Origin of the sequence: Streptomyces sp. NPDC058086 (genome assembly GCF_042885015.1) — a bacterium.
In the GTDB taxonomy this organism is placed as follows: Bacteria; Actinomycetota; Actinomycetes; order Streptomycetales; family Streptomycetaceae; genus Streptomyces.
Genome location: NZ_JBHVST010000067.1, coordinates 1 through 15,555, shown reverse-complemented (window position 1 = coordinate 15,555; position 15,555 = coordinate 1). Strand labels below are relative to the sequence as shown.

10 protein-coding genes are annotated in these 15,555 nt (G+C 69.7%); 1 reads left to right on the top strand and 9 read right to left on the bottom strand.

All coding sequences use genetic code 11. The features are described 5' to 3' along the window. Positions 1-47 precede the first annotated feature (47 nt). The 9 genes from ACFVWD_RS37810 to ACFVWD_RS37770 form a co-directional block, all read right to left on the bottom strand. Positions 48-650, bottom strand: coding sequence for a sarcosine oxidase subunit gamma (locus tag ACFVWD_RS37810; protein WP_389602553.1), 603 nt, complete (start codon positions 648-650; stop codon positions 48-50). Continuing rightward, entirely contained in the window at positions 643-3,900 is a 3,258-nt protein-coding gene (locus tag ACFVWD_RS37805; RefSeq protein ID WP_389602552.1) for a sarcosine oxidase subunit alpha family protein, read from the bottom strand. The genes ACFVWD_RS37810 and ACFVWD_RS37805 overlap by 8 nt, the downstream gene beginning before the upstream one ends. An 11-nt stretch (positions 3,901-3,911) precedes the next feature. After that, a complete protein-coding gene (locus ACFVWD_RS37800; protein WP_389602551.1) occupies positions 3,912-5,144 on the bottom strand; it encodes a sarcosine oxidase subunit beta family protein in 1,233 nt (410 codons plus the stop codon). Between the two features lie 58 nt (positions 5,145-5,202). Next, complete coding sequence (locus tag ACFVWD_RS37795; RefSeq protein WP_389602550.1) at positions 5,203-6,063, bottom strand: bifunctional methylenetetrahydrofolate dehydrogenase/methenyltetrahydrofolate cyclohydrolase; 861 nt, start codon at positions 6,061-6,063, stop codon at positions 5,203-5,205. 36 nt (positions 6,064-6,099) lie between these two features. Beyond that, positions 6,100-8,538 (bottom strand): FAD-dependent oxidoreductase, encoded by a 2,439-nt coding sequence (locus ACFVWD_RS37790; protein WP_389602549.1) that lies wholly within the window; start codon positions 8,536-8,538, stop codon positions 6,100-6,102. 216 nt (positions 8,539-8,754) lie between these two features. Next, a complete protein-coding gene (locus ACFVWD_RS37785; protein ID WP_319751418.1) occupies positions 8,755-9,723 on the bottom strand; it encodes an ABC transporter substrate-binding protein in 969 nt (322 codons plus the stop codon). Positions 9,724-9,736: 13 nt separating this feature from the next. Continuing rightward, a complete protein-coding gene (locus ACFVWD_RS37780; protein WP_389602548.1) occupies positions 9,737-11,737 on the bottom strand; it encodes an ABC transporter permease in 2,001 nt (666 codons plus the stop codon). After that, the gene (locus ACFVWD_RS37775; RefSeq protein ID WP_389602547.1) at positions 11,737-12,825 is read right to left on the bottom strand and encodes a glycine betaine/L-proline ABC transporter ATP-binding protein; all 1,089 of its coding nucleotides are present in this window, start codon (positions 12,823-12,825) and stop codon (positions 11,737-11,739) included. The genes ACFVWD_RS37780 and ACFVWD_RS37775 overlap by 1 nt, the downstream gene beginning before the upstream one ends. Before the next feature lie 20 nt (positions 12,826-12,845). Next, a complete protein-coding gene (locus tag ACFVWD_RS37770; RefSeq protein WP_143601005.1) occupies positions 12,846-14,315 on the bottom strand; it encodes an aldehyde dehydrogenase family protein in 1,470 nt (489 codons plus the stop codon). Positions 14,316-14,534: 219 nt separating this feature from the next. Between ACFVWD_RS37770 and purU the strand changes: the two genes are divergently transcribed. Next, positions 14,535-15,407: a formyltetrahydrofolate deformylase gene (purU, locus tag ACFVWD_RS37765; RefSeq protein ID WP_389602546.1), complete on the top strand. Its 873-nt coding sequence runs from the start codon at positions 14,535-14,537 to the stop codon at positions 15,405-15,407. The last annotated feature ends 148 nt before the right edge of the window (positions 15,408-15,555 follow it).

Here is a 15,555-nt window from a genome sequence, read left to right as displayed (position 1 = left end):
TCGAGGGGCTCCCACAAGGGCGACGGGGGCAACCCCGCCGAGTTCGCTCAGACGTACTCCGTCGCCGCGTCCAGCAACCAGTCCGCCAGATAGCCGGCGAAGGACGAACGGACCAGTACCCAGAACCCGGCCCTGGGTTCGTCCCGGGAGACCAGGACGACCTGCGTGCGGCCCAGTGTCGTCTGGGCGCAGCGGCCGGAGCCGAAGGCCCTCGGATGCAGATCCAGCGCGCAGCCGTGCGCCAGCAGGTCGTGGGCGCGGGGACCCGTCACCAGGAGCGTGGTCCGCTGGGCGGAGACGTCGGTGACGGAGACGGGCTCGTCTCCCGCTGCCTCCCGGATCCGGCTCTCCAGGTCCCGTTCACTGTCGGGCGTGCCGACCAGCAGCCATTCGTCCGGGCCGAGCCACAGCACGGACAACTCCCCGGCGCGTACGACGGTGTTGGGTTCGAGGGGCAGTTGCAGGCCCAGCGCGAGCCCGACGGCGTCCGCCGCCGCTCCCTTGGTGTCGAGGCGCACGTTGATCTGGGCCAGGAAGGGCAGTTCGGCCAGCCGGATCGCGCCCCCTGACGTGCGGGTCACGGCGGCCAGGCGGTCCGCGACCTGCGACAAGGGGCTGCGGGGCGGGGCGGTCAGGGCGGTGTCAGCCATCGCGACGGGCTCCCTCGGGGTCGTAGAGGACGGGGCTTGCGACGGTCACCGGGACCAGCCGGTCGCCGACGGGGGCGTACAGCCGCTCGCCGATGCGGTCCCGGCCGCCCTTGATCAGGGCGAGCGCGAAGGTCCGGCCGAGGGCGGCACTGCGGTAGCTGGAGGTGACGTGGCCGAGCATCGGGACGGGCGGCGCGGGCAGCTCGCTGTCGGCGACCAGGTGGGTGCCCTCGGGAAGGAAGGTGCCCGGGTCCTCGGGGAGAAGGCCGACCAAGTGCTTGCGGTCGGGGCGGATGCTGTCGGCACGGGCGTAGGAGCGCTTGCCGATGAAGTCGGGCTTCTTCTTCGACACCACCCAGTTCATGCCGAGGTCCTGCGGCGTGACGGTGCCGTCGGTGTCCTGGCCGATGATGGGGTAGCCCTTCTCGGCGCGCAGGACATGCATGGTCTCGGTGCCGTACGGGGTGATGCCGTACGGGGAACCGGCCCCGTGCAGCGCCTGCCACAGGGTGAGTGCTTCCCAGGGGGACACGTTGATCTCGTAGGCGAGTTCGCCGGAGAAGCTGATCCGGCACACCCTGGCCTCGATGCCCGCGACGGTCGTCTCCCGCCATGCCATGAACGGGAAGTCGTCGTTGCCCACGGCCAGTTGGGGTGCCAGCGCGCCGAGAACGTCGCGGGAGCGGGGGCCGACGAGGGCGACGGTGGCCCACTGTTCGGTCACGGACGTGCAGTGGACCTTCAGTTCGGGCCACTCGGTCTGCAGCCATTCCTCCATCCAGTCCAGTACGACGGCCGCGTTGCCGGTCGTGGTGGTGACCAGGAAGCGGTCCTGGGCGAGGCGGATGACGGTGCCGTCGTCGAAGACCATGCCGTCCGGGCGGCACATCACGCCGTAGCGGATCATGCCGACCTTCAGGGTGCTCATCATGTTGGTGTAGAGCCGGTCTAGGAAGACGCCCGCGTCCGGGCCCTGTACGTCGATCTTGCCGAGGGTGGAGGCGTCCATGAAGGCCACGCCGTCGCGGGCGGCGGCACACTCGCGCAGGACCGCGGCTTCCATGTCCTCGCCGTCGTGCGGGTAGTACCAGGGGCGCTTCCACTGGCCGACGTTCTCGAAGAGGGCGCCGTGCGCGACATGCCACTCGTGGATGGCGGTCGTGCGGACCGGGTCGCTCAGGGCGCCACGGTCGCGGCCGGCGAGCGCCGCGAAGGAGACCGGCGTGTACGGCGGTCGGAACGTGGTCGTACCGAGCGCGGAGATGTCCACGCCGAGCAGTTCGGCGACGACGCCACTGGCCAGGACCCCGGAGGTCTTGCCCTGGTCGTTGGCGGTGCCGGCCGTCGTGTAGCGCTTGGTGTGCTCGACCGAGCGCAGACCGGCGCCGGCCGCCCGGGCCAGGTCGTCGACGGTGACATCGCGCTGGAGGTCGACGAAGCGGGGGGCGTCCGAAGCACCGGGGACGACGTACACGTGCATCGCCGGCGTCTGCCGCGGCCGTGCGGCCACCGCCGGCAGGCGGGGCGCCTGTGGGGTGTAGCCCTCGGCCTCGATCGCGCGGGCACCGGCGGCGGCACCCTGGGCCAGGACCTCGCCCGGATCCAGAACGCCGCTCGCGCTGCCCACGACCTCGACCGCCTGCCGGCAGGTGTCCGGCACGAAGGAGCCCAGTGCCTCGTCGTAGCGCAGCTTGCCGCCCGACTGGCTGAACAGGTGCGCCACCGGGTTCCAGCCGCCGGAGACCAGCAGCAGGTCGGCGGCGAACTCCCGCTGTCCCGCGGACTCTCCGTACGGGGCGACGGTCACCGCGGTGAGCCGCGCGTCGCCCTCCGTGCCGGTGACGGCGTGCCCGGCCACCACCTCGATACCCGCCTGCCGAGCGCGCTCCGCCCACTCCCCCGGTGCGGGGCGGGTGTCGACGATCGCGGCGATGTCCACGCCCGCCGCGGTGAGGTCCAGCGCTGCCGCGTAGGCACTGTCGTTGGTGGTGAGGACGACCGCGTGGCGGCCCGGCAGGACACCGTGGCGGTTGAGGTAGGTGCGGGCCGAGGCGGCGAGCATCACGCCGGGGCGGTCGTTGTCCGCGAACGCCAGCGAGCGCTCGTGGGCGCCGGTGGCGAGGACGACGCGCCGCGCGCGGATGCGCCAGACGCGCTCGCGGGAGACACGCTCGGGGGCGTCGGCGCCGAGGTGGTTGGTACGGCGTTCGACGGCGAGGAGGTGGTTGTCGTCGTAGTAGCCGAAGACGGTGGTACGGCGCAGGACGCGCACCTCGGGGGCGTTGTCGAGCTGCCCGGTGACGTCCGCCACCCAGTCGAGGTGTTCGGCCGTGCCCAGGAGGCTGCCGCCCAGCTCCGGTTGGTCGTCGGCGAGGATGACACGGGCTCCGCTGCGGACGGCGGCCGCCGCCGCGGCGAGGCCGGCCGGTCCCGCGCCGACGACCAGCAGGTCGCAGTGAGCGTGTACGGCGTCGTAGCGGGCGGGGTCCGGTTCGGCGGCGAGGCGGCCCTGGCCGGGGAGGCTGCTCGCGACCAGGCCGTCGTAGAGCTCGACGGTGGTCGCGGGGAGCATCGGCTCGGGGAAGGGCGCCTCGATCTGGACGACCGCGTTGGGCTCCTCCACACCGGCCGAGAAGATGCCTCGGGGGCGGCCGAGCTTGATGCTGGTGCCGGCCCTGATGACGCCGTTGGCGAGGAGGGCGGAGGCGAGGGTGTCGCCGCGGTAGCCCTGGTAGTCGGTGCCGTCGAAGGTGAAGGTGAGGGGGGCGTCGCGGTGGATTCGGCCGCGGGTGGGGTGGCGCAACGGCTGGCCCGCGGCGGAGCCGCTGATGGATGCGGCGCCCCCTGCGCCCCTACCCGTCCCATCCTGCAGGGGCTCCGCCCCCTGGCCCCCCGTCGGCGCTGAAGGGGCCTTGTCCTCAAACTCCCCCAGAGGAGGTACCCCCAGACAGGCTGAGTGCGCCGGGCGGGGCTCAAGCGTTGCCGGGCGCTCCTCCCCCGCCCGGTACACCGCCAGGATCTCGTTCGTCGCCGTGTCCCGCACCGCGTTGAACCAACGGCGGCAGCCCGCCGCGTGGCTCCAGCGCTCGGCGAAGGGGCCCTTCGGGTTGTCGCGGAAGAACAGGTACCGGGCCCACTCCTCGTCGGTGAGGGCCGACGGGTCCTCGGGGTACGGCACGTGGGCCTGGCCGCCGTAGTGGAACTCGGCCTCGTCGCGGGGCCCGCACCACGGGCAGGGGATGAGCAGCATGGTTGGGCTCCCTAGTGGGCCACCGCGGCAGCGCCGTGCTCGTCGACGAGCGCGCCGGTGGTGAAACGGTCGAGCGAGAAGGGGGCGTTGAGGGCGTGCGGGGTGTCGTGGGCGATGGTGTGGGCGTAGACCCAGCCCACGCCCGGCGTGGCCTTGAAGCCACCCGTGCCCCAGCCGCAGTTGAGGTAGAGATTGTCGACGGGGCTGAGCCCGATGATCGGGGAGGCGTCGGGGCTGACGTCCACGATGCCGCCCCAGGTGCGCAGCACATGGGCGCGGGCGAAGACCGGGAAGAGCTCCAGGGCCGCGGACATCTGTTCTTCGATGATGTGGAAGGCGCCGCGCTGGGTGTAGGAGTTGTACGAGTCGATGCCCGCGCCCATCACCAGCTCGCCCTTGTGCGCCTGGCTGACGTACACATGGACCGCGTTGGACATGACGACCGTCGGGTGCACCGGCTCCAGCAGCTCCGACACGAGCGCCTGCAACGGATGGCTCTGGACGGGGAGTTCGATGCCGGCCATGGCGGCCAGGACCGAGGTGTGGCCCGCCGAGCAGAGCGCCACCTTGCCCGCCGCGATGGGGCCGAGGTTCGTCTGGACTCCGACCACCCGGCCACCGACGATGTCCAGGCCGGTGACCTCGCAGTTCTGGATGATGTCGATGCCGGCGGCGTCCGCGGAGCGGGCCAGGCCCCACGCCACGTAGTCGTGCTTGGCGATACCGGCGCGCGGCTGGTAGGTGGCGCCCATGACCGGATAGCGCACGTCCGGCGAGATGTTGACGATCGGACAGACTTCCTTGACGCCGTCCGCGTCGAGCCACTCCGCGTCCACGCCGTTGAGGCGGTTCGCCTCGACGCGGCGCACGCTGTCACGGACGTCCTGGAGGCTGTGGGCGAGGTTCAGCACTCCGCGCTGGGAGAAGAGGATCGGGTAGTCGAGCTCCTCCCCGAGTCCCTCCCATAGCTTGAGCGCGTGCTCGTAGATGCCGGCGCTCTCGTCCCACAGGTAGTTGGAGCGGATGATCGTGGTGTTGCGGGCCATGTTGCCGCCCGCGAGCCACCCCTTCTCCAGCACGGCGACGTTGGTGATGCCGTGGTTCTTCGCCAGGTAGTGGGCGGTGGCGAGGCCGTGTCCGCCGCCGCCGACGATCACCACGTCGTACGACCGCTTCGGTTCGGGCGTGCGCCAGAGGAAGTCGGGGTGGTCCGGGAGGTCGGCGCCTGGGGTACTGGGGCTCATCGGACGTCTCCGTCTTCTGAAAGGTACTGATACAGCGGGTGCTTGGGGGCCGTCACGTTCATACGGCGTTCGCGTTCCTCTCGGCGGCCTCGACGACGTTGGCGAGCAGCATGGCCCGCGTCATGGGTCCCACGCCCCCGGGCATCGGCGCGATCCATCCGGCGACCGTGGCGGCCTCCGGGTGGATGTCGCCGACCAGCCCTTGGTCGGTGCGGGTGATGCCGACGTCCAGGACCGCGGCGCCGGGGCGCAGCATGTCCTTGGTGATCAGCCCGGGTGAGCCGGCCGCCGCGACGACGATGTCCGCCTCGCGTACGTGCCAGGCCAGGCCCTTGGTGCCGGTGTGGCACAGGGTCACGGTGGCGTTCTCGGACCTGCGGGTGAGGAGCAGGCCGAGAGGCCGTCCGACCGTGATGCCCCGGCCGATCACACACACCCGTGCTCCGGTGATCGGCACGTCGTACCGGCGGAGCAGTTCGACGATGCCGCGCGGGGTGCAGGGCAGCGGGGCTTCGACGCCGAGGGTGAGCCGGCCGAGGCTGACGGGGTGCAGGCCGTCGGCGTCCTTGGCCGGGTCCATGCGTTCCAGGACGGCGTTGGCGTCGAGGTGGCGCGGGAGCGGGAGTTGGACGATGTAGCCGGTGCAGGCCGGGTCGGCGTTGAGTTCGTCGATGACATCCTCGACCTGCGCCTGCGTGGCGTCGGCGGGCAGTTCACGGCGGATGGAGGCGACGCCGATCTGCGCGCAGTCACGGTGTTTGCCGCCGACGTAGGCGCGGCTGCCGGGGTCGTCGCCGACCAGGACCGTGCCGAGCCCCGGCGGACGGCCGCCCGTGGCGGTCAACTTGGCCACGCGCTCGGCGAGTTCGCGGCGGATCGCGGCGGCGGTCGCCTTGCCGTCCAGCAACTGAGCGGTCACCGGCAGTGCTCCTTCTCTCGAAGTCGACGCTGGGTACTATCCACGGAGGCGGGACATGGTCGGGTCGAACAGAGGCTCCTCGGCCACGACCGCCTCGACGCGCCGGTCGAAGTAGCCGATGTGCACGGTGGTGCCGGGGGTGGCGAGTTCCGCCGGGAGCCAGGCGTAGGCGATGCCCTTGCCGATCGTGTAGCCGTAGGCGGCGCTGGTGACATAGCCGACGGCGCGGTCACCGTCGTACACCGGCTCCTTGCCCATGACGACGGACTGCGGGTCGTCGATGGTGAGGCAGGTCAGCTTGCGTCGTACGTCGGTCTTACGGCGCTCAAGGGCCGCCTTGCCGATGAAGTCGCCCTTGTCGAGCTTGACGGCGAAGCCGACGCCGGCCTCGTAGGGGTCGTGCTCGTACGTCATGTCGGTGCCGAAGGAGCGGTAGCCCTTCTCCAGGCGGAGGCTGTTGAAGGCGCCGCGCCCTGCGATGACGCCGCCCAGCGGCTTGGCCGCCTGCCACAGGGTGTCCCACAGCTTCTGGCCCTGGTCGGCCGTGGCGTACAGCTCCCAGCCGAGCTCACCGACGTACGACAGCCGCATCGCGGTGACCGGCACCGAGCCGATGTAGGCGCGCTTGGCGCGGAAGTACTTCAGGCCGTCGTTCGAGAAGTCCTCGTCCGTCAGCGGCTGCAGGACCTTGCGGGCCAGTGGGCCCCACAGGCCGATGCAGCAGGTGCCCGGGGTGATGTCGCGGACCTGGACCGTGCCGTCGGCGGGGAGGTGGCGGGTGAACCAGTCGAGGTCCAGGTTGCCGTTGGCGCCGACCTGGAAGAGGTCGCGGGCCAGCCGGGCGACGGTGACGTCGCTGCGGATGCCGCCGTCCTCGTCCAGCAGGAGGGTGTACGTGACGGAGCCGACCGACTTGTCGATCTTGCCGGTGGACAGCCCCTCCAGGAAGGCGGCGGCTCCGGGACCTGCGACCTCAAGGCGCTTGAGGGCCGTCATGTCGTACATCGCGACGGTCTCGCGGGTGGCCTGCGCCTCGGCGCCGACGATCGGGGACCAGTAGCGCGCGGCCCAGTCGTTCGGGGTCGGGATGGAACGGCCTTCCAGCAGGCTCGCGTTGGTCTCGTACCACTGGGGGCGCTCCCAGCCGTTCGCCTCCAGGAAGAAGGCACCCAGCTCCTCCTGGCGGGCGTGGAAAGGGCTGGTGCGGATCGGGCGCGGGTCCCCGGACGGCTGGAGCGGGTGCAGGATGTCGTAGACCTCGACGAAGTTCTGGCAGTCGCGGGCCAGGACGTACTCAGGGGCGAGCTGGTGCGGTTCGAAGCGGTTGACGTCGCACTCGTGCAGGTCGAAGGACGAGCAGTAGCCGTCGACCAGCCATTCGGCCATGGCCCGGCCGACGCCGGCTGAGTGGGTGACCCAGACGGCCTCGGCGACCCAGAAGCCCTTGACGTCTTGGGACTCGCCGAGGAGCGGCTGGCCGTCGGTGGTGAAGGAGAACAGGCCGTTGATGCCCTCCTCGACCTTGGCCTCCTTCGTCGCCGGGAGCAGGGACTGGGTCTCGGTCCAGGCGTCCTCGAAGTCGTCCTCTGTGAACTTCAGGACCGACGGCATCTCGTCGGCCTCGTCGACGGACAGGATGTCGTCGGCGGAGATGGGCATCGGGCGGTGGCCGTAGTAGCCGATGCCGATGCCGTCGAAGCGGTCGCGGTAGTAGAGGTCGGCGTCCTGGTGGCGCAGGATCGGGCGCACCGCCTCCTCGGTCTGGCCCGCGAGCGCCGGTACCGGGCCGGTCCAGGCGAGTTGGTGGCCGAGCGGGGTGAGCGGGAGGTTCATGCCGACCATGCGGGCGATCTTCGGGCCCCAGATCCCGGCGCAGCACACGACGATGTCGGCGGGGATCTCGCCCTGGTCGGTGAGGACGCCGGTGACGCGGCCCTCGCTCTGTTGGACGTCGAGGACCTCGTGGCGGGCGAGGAAGCGTACGCCGCGCTCGGTGGCCCGGCGGATCTGCGCCTCGACGGCGAGGACGGCCTTGGCGAGGCCGTCGGTCGGGACGAGGAGGCCGCCGAGGACCTTGTCCGGGTTGACGAGCGGGTGCTGCTCTACGCACTCCTCGGGGCTCAGCAGCCGGGCCTCGATGCCCCAGGCGGTGATCCAGCCATGGCGGCGGTGCAGTTCGGCGACGCGCTCGGGGGTGGTCGCCACTTCGAGGCCGCCGACCTGCAGGAAGCAGGGCTTGCCGTCGACGTCGAGGGAACAGAACTTCTCGACCGTGTAGCGGGCCAACTCGGTCATGGTCTTGGAGGAGTTCGTCTGGAAGACCAGGCCCGGGGCGTGCGACGACGATCCCCCGGTGGCCGGCAGCGGGCCCTGGTCGACCACGGTCACTTCGGTCCAGCCGCGCGCGGAGATCTCGTCAGCGAGGGCCGCTCCCACGACGCCTGCTCCGATGATCACCACTCGGGGTCCCGCCATCGCCGCACCTCCGAAATCAAAACCGTCGAGTTGCTGTCTGCGCAACATGGTTCAGGTTGCGCAACTCAATGTGCCTGTCGCAGGGAGGGGGTGTCAAGGGGTCCGTGACGTCGGAAAACAGGCCGAAACACCACCCGGAACACGGCAATGCCCGGCGGGCGGCGCGCACCTGCACGCACCGCCCGCCGGGCATGTCCGACCGCTCGTGGCCTCGGCCTACTTGAGCCAGGCGTCCACCTTGTCCTTGTTGGCGTCGACCCACTTCTTCGCCGCCGCCTCGTCGGTCATCTTGTCCTGGGCGATGTACTTGGCGACGGTGTTCTGGTCGTCGTTCGTCCAGTTGAAGTTCTTCACCAGGTTGTAGGCGGGGCTGCCAGACTTGGCGAACTTGGCGCTGACGATCTTGTTGAGGTTGTACACGGGATAGTCGCAGGCGATCTTCGCCGCGTCGGCGTCACAGCCCGTCGTGTACGTGGGCAGGGAGACCTTCTTCAGCGGAACCTCGGACAGGAACCACTGCGGCTCGTAGAAGTAGCCGATCACCCACTGCTTGTTCTTCTCGGCGGTGCGGAAGGCCTGGATGAGGGCGGTCTCGCTGCCCGCGTACACCACCTTGAAGTCCAGCTTCAGGTTCTTCACCAGCGCCGCGTCGTTCGTGACGTACGACGGGTCGCCGTCCAGGAGCTGGCCCTTGCCTCCCGACTCGGACGTCTTGAACTTCGACGCGTACTTGTTGAGGTTCTTCCATTCGAGGATGTCGGGGTGCGCCTTGGCCAGCCACGGCGGCACGTACCAGCCGATGATGCCTTTGTTGCCGGTCTGGCCGGCGTCGACGGCGGTCTTCTGGCCGCTGATGTACTTCTTCGTCAGGTCGGCGTGGCCCCAGTTCTCCAGGACGGCGTCGACCTCGCCGGTGCCGAAGCCCTGCCAGGCGATCTCTTCCTTCAGGTTCTTCTTGGTGACCGTACAGCCGAGGTTGTGCTGCGCGACGTATGCGACGACCGCCGCGTCGGCCTCGTAGCCCACCCACGGGTTGACCGCGAGGTTGAACGTGCCGCACTTGCCGGAGCTGCCCGCGTTGTTCGAACCCGAGGAGGAGTCGCCGACCTTCGCCCCTCCGCACGCGGTGAGGGTGAGGCCGAGGACGGCCAGGCCGGCCGCGCCGGCTCGCCAGTGTCTTGCCATGGTGTCGTGCTCCTTATGCGCTCGCGCGTCGCGCCGCTGCCTGAGTGATCCGGTCGAACATGACTCCGAGAAGGACGATGGCGAGACCCGCCGCAAGTCCCTTCCCGTACAGCTGCCCCTGTGAGAATCCGGCCACGACGTCGTAGCCGAGGGCGCCCGCTCCCACCAGGCCGCCCACCACAACCATCGACAGCACGTAGATCAGGCCCTGGTTGGTCGCGAGCGTCAGGGCACTGCGTGACATCGGCAGTTGGACCTTGGTGATGATCTGCCAGGTGTTGCACCCGGCGGAGGTGGCCGCTTCCACGGTGGTCTCGGGCACGGCCCGGATCCCGTCCGCGATGATCTTCATCGTGACGGGCGCCCCGTAGACGATCGCCGCGACGATGGCCGTGAAGCGGGTCGCACCGAACAGCGCGAGGAACGGTACGAGGTAGACGAACGGCGGCATGACCTGGGCCGCGTCCAGGGTGGGCCGGATCAGCCGGTCCACGAGCATGCTGCGCCCCATCCACACGCCGAAGACGATGCCGAGCACCATCACCAGCACCGTGGCGACGAGCGTCGAGGCCAGCGTCGTCATGCCGTCCGACCACACACCTGTGCCGACCAGCAGGCCCACGCACACGGCCGTGGTGACCCCGGCCTTCCAGCCGCCGAACACCACGCCCAGCGCGACCAGCACCGCGCCGACGAGCCACCACGGGGAGTCGGTGAGCAGCGTCTGGAACGGATTGAGCAGTCCGTTGGTGATGACGTCGCGGATCGCGTTGGTCAGACCCGACAGGTTGTCCTGCGCCCAGTTGGTCGCGGTGTCCGCCGCGCTCGCGATGTGGCTGCCGATGGTGCCGTCGCCGGGGAAGTCTGCCGCCCACAGATAGGTGTGCGACAGGTAGACCAGGACCGCCGTGACCACTGCGCCTGCGCCCAGCAGCGGCCGTCGCCACGTCACGAAGGTGTTCTTGGAGCGCCGCGCGTTCTCCTCGCGGGCGCTGGCCGCGGTCGTGACCCGGTCCAGGACGATCGCCATGACCACGATGGCGAGGCCCGCGTTGAAGGCCGTGCCGACGTCGAGCGACTGCAGCGCCTGGATGACGTTCGCGCCGAGGCCGGGCGCATTGATCAGGGCGGCGATGGTCACCATGGCCAGGGCGGCCATGATGGTCTGGTTGACGCCCATCACCACGGTCCGCTTGGACATCGGCAGCAGGACCTTCAGCAGGGACTGACGGCGGGTGGCGCCCAGGGAGTCGGCCGCCTCGACGGTCGTCTTCGACACGTTGCGGATGGCGTGCGCGGTGATGCGGATCGTCGGCGGGGCCGCGTAGATCACGGTGGCGATGGTGGCGGACGCTCCGCCGATGAGGAAGAACAGGGTCAGCGGTGCCAGGTAGACGAAGGTCGGCATCGTCTGCATGAAGTCCAGGAAGGGCGTCATGATCCGGTTGAACCGGTCCGACAGCCCGGCCCACACCCCGAGCGGGATCGCGAACAGCAGGGCCACGAACACCGCGGAGAGGGTGAGGGCGAGGGTGTCCATGCTCTCCTGCCACAGCCCCTGCAGCCCGAAGAAGGTGAAGCCCGCCACGGCCAGCAGCGCGACCCGCCAGTTCCCCACGGCCCAGGAGACGTACCCGGCGATGCCGACGACGCCGAGCCAGCCGATCTGCGGGACCGGGCGGCCCCCGGACGGCTGGGAGATCAGGTGCTGGATGAAGGTCACCAGGTTGTCGATGACCAGCCGGATCTCGTTGAAGAAGTACAGGAAGAGCGGGTTGGAGTTGCGGTTGGCGCCGATGGAGTCGTTGAAGTCGTTGATCCACCGGTGCAGATCGGTCAGGTCCGCCGCCGCCAGGGACAGGGTCTGCTTTCCGCGCAGGATGGCGAACAGCACCAGCCAGACGACGAGGATCGCGCCGATCATCATGGGCCGGCTGACCTTGCGCGCGCCCTTGGCGGGCGCGGCCGGTTCTACGGCCCCTGCTTTCTCGGGTTTCTCGATGGCGACGGTCATCACGCGCCGCCTTCCTGCCCGGCGACCACCGCGAGGATCTCCTCGTCGCCGACGATGCCGAGCAGCTTGCCGTTCTCGACGACCTTGACGGGCTTGTCGGCCGCGAGCACCGCCCGGGTGGCCTCCTTCACCACGACGTCCGGGCCCAGCTCGGGGCCGTCCAGTTCGTCGCCGTCCTCCGGGGCGCGCATGATCCAGCGCAGGGTGAGTACGTCGCCGCGCGGCACGTCCTTGACGAACTCGCGTACGTAGTCGTCGGCGGGGGCGCCGACCAGCTCGTCACCGGTGCCGCACTGGACCATCTTGCCGTCGCGCATGATGAGGATCCGGTCACCCAGCTTGAGCGCCTCGTTGAGGTCGTGGGTGATGAACACCATCGTCTTGCCGACCTCGTGGTGCAGCCGGATGACCTCGTTCTGCATGTCCCTGCGGATCAGCGGGTCGAGCGCCGAGAACGGTTCGTCGAAGAGGAGTACGTCCGGGTCGCCGGCCAGCGCCCGGGCGAGGCCGACGCGCTGCTGCATACCGCCGGAGAGCTGGTCGGGGTAGGAGTTCTCGTAGCCGGAGAGGCCGACCAGTTCGACGACCTCGAGCGCCCGCTTGGTGCGCTCGGCCTTGCTCATCCCGCGGATCTCCAGGCCGAACGACACGTTGTCGACGACCCTTCGGTGCGGCAGCAGCCCGAAGTGCTGGAAGACCATGGAGAACTTGCGGCGGCGCAGTTCGCGCAGGCGCTTGTCGTCCGCGTCGCGGATGTCCTCGCCCTCGAAGACGATCTCCCCCGCGGTGGGTTCGATCAGCCGGGTCAGACATCGCACCAGGGTGGACTTCCCTGAGCCGGACAGGCCCATGACGACGAAGACCTCGCCGGGCGAGACCTCGAAGTTCACATCGCGTACGGCGGCGGTGCATCCGGTGCGGTCCATCAGCTCGCGACGGGTGAGCCCGCACAGCTCCTCGGAGTCCGGTACCTGGTCTGCCTTCGGCCCGAACACCTTCCAGAGCTTGCGCACGGATATGACCGGGGTGGCGGCCGAGTCCTGGGACGTGCCGCGCCGCTGCGGCACCTCAGTCTGTGCTGGGGTCACGATCGACCTCTCTTCGGCGTTCAGCCGCGGAACCAGTGCTGCGGCCGGGGTTGGATGTTCTGCCAGATGTGCTTGGGCTCTCGGTACTCGTCCAGGCCGGTCGGTCCCAGCTCCCTGCCCACGCCCGAGTGCCCGAAGCCACCCCATTCCGCTTGCGGCACGTAGGGGTGGTAGTCGTTGATCCACACCGTGCCGTGGCGCAGTCGCCGGGCGACCCGCTGAGCCTTCCCGGCGTCCTGGGTCCAGACGGCTCCGGCGAGTCCGTACTCGGTGTCGTTGGCGATGCGTACGGCGTCGTCCTCGTCGGTGAAGCGCTCGACGGTCAGCACGGGTCCGAAGGACTCCTCGTGCACCACCCGCATGTCCTGCGTGCACGCGTCGAGCACGGTCGGCGGGTAGTAGTAACCGTCCGCGAGGGCGGGATCGCCCGGCCGTTCGCCGCCGCAGCGCAGTACGGCGCCCTCGGCGAGGCCGGCCGCGACATACGCCTCGACCTTCTCCCGGTGCTGCGCGGAGATCAGCGCGCCGGTCTCGGCCTCGGGGTCGAAGGGCCCGCCCAGCCGGATCTGCCGGGCGCGACGGACGACCTCGTCGACCAGGGCGTCATGGATCGAGTCCTCGACGATCAGCCGGGCGCCGGCCGAGCAGACCTGGCCCGAGTGCAGGAAGACGGCCGTGAGGGCGAAGTCGACGGCCGTCTCGAAGTCGGCGTCGGCGAAGATCACGTTGGGGTTCTTGCCGCCGAGCTCCAGCGCGACCTTTTTCACGGTCGCGGCGGCGGTGGCCATGATGCGCTTGCCGGTCTCCAGGCCTCCGGTGAAGGAGACCATGTCGACGGCCGGGTCCTCGGAGAGCGGTGCGCCCACCTCGGGGCCCGTGCCCAGGACGAGATTGGCGGCGCCGGCCGGGAGCCCGGCCTCCTCCAGTGCCCGCATCAGCAGGATCGAGGTGGAGGGGGTGAGCTCACTGGGCTTGAGGACGATCGTGTTGCCCGCGAGAAGCGCCGGTGCGACCTTCCAACTGGCCTGCAGCAGCGGGTAGTTCCAGGGGGTGATGAGCCCGCACACGCCGATCGGTTCATAGACGACACGGCTGACGGCGTCATCACGACCGGTGTCGATCACCCGGCCGGCGTCCGTGCCCCCGATCCCGCCGTAGTAGCGAAAACAGGAGACAACGTCGGCGATGTCGTACTCGCTCTCCACCAGCCGCTTGCCTGTGTCCAGCGACTCGGCGCGGGCGAACTCCTTGGCGTCGCGCTCGATGAGGTCGGCGGTGCGCAGCAGCAGCGCACCGCGCTCCCGCTCGGGGGTGTGCGGCCAGGGACCTTCGTCGAAGGCCCGGCGGGCCGCCGCGATCGCCGCCTCGGTATCCGGACGCGTCCCCTCGGACACGGTCGCGGCGAGCGCGCCATCAGCGGGACAGCGGATCTCCCGGCGCCCACCGGCCACCGCATCGCGCCATTCCCCAGCCACATACAGGTCTGCCACGAGCCAAGCCCCTCAGCCGTTATGCGTTGCGCATCGTGCATTCAATTGCTTGTGGTGGAACACCATGACGAACGCCACAGACCTACGTCAAGAGGTTGGCGGATGACGATTTCGCAAGGGGCCCATCGACCCTTCTCTCTTGACCGATGACCCCATCGAGCCCAACCATGTTGCGTATCGCTCACAGAGTTGTGCAATACGCACCGACGGAGGCTGCATATGTCCCCTCGACCGCAACCTGGCCGTGAGTACGTCCTCACCCTCTCGTGCCCCGACAGCGCCGGCCTGGTCCACGCCGTGAGCGGCTTCCTCGTCAGGAACTCGGGCAACATCCTGGAGAGCCAGCAGTTCGATGATCGACTCCAGGGCCGTTTCTTCATGAGGGTTCACTTCGACGTCTCCGACCCTGACTCGAATGTGAAAACTCTGCGTTACCGATTCGGCCCCGTCGCCGAGGCCTACCGCATCGCCTGGACCCTGAGCGAGGCGTCGACCCCGACCCGGACGCTGATCATGGTGTCCAAGTTCGGCCACTGCCTGAACGATCTCCTCTTCCGCCGGCGCACCGGCGCCCTCAACATCGAGATCCCGGCGATCGTCTCCAACCACCGGGACTTCGAGAGCCTGGCAGAGACGTACGGCATCCCGTTCCACCACATCCCGGTCACCAAGGACACCAAGGCCGAGGCCGAGGCGCGCCTGCTGGAGCTGGTACGCGAGCTGGACATCGACCTCGTCGTGCTGGCCCGCTACATGCAGATCCTCTCCGACGACCTGTGCAAGCAGCTCGAGGGCCACGCCATCAACATCCACCATTCCTTCCTGCCCAGCTTCAAGGGCGCGCGCCCCTACGAGCAGGCCTACGCCCGCGGCGTGAAGCTCGTGGGAGCCACGGCGCACTACGTGACATCGGACCTGGACGAGGGGCAGATCATCGAGCAGGACGTGGTCCGGGTGGACCACTCGCTCGACCCCGGGGACCTGGTCACGGTCGGGCGGGACGTGGAGGCACAGGTACTCGCGCACGCGGTGAAGTGGCACAGCGAGAGCCGCGTCATGGTGGACGGCAACCGCACGGTGGTCTTCCGCTGAGCAGTACGGCATGAGGGGGCGGGGGGCGGTTGCGGCGCCCCCCCCCCCGCAAAAACAACCCCGAGCCCCCCCCCGGGACCAACGCCGCGGGGGGGATGGCGTGAGTGGGGCCCGGGTTGGCGCCGGGGGCGGCGCCGCGCAGAGGTGT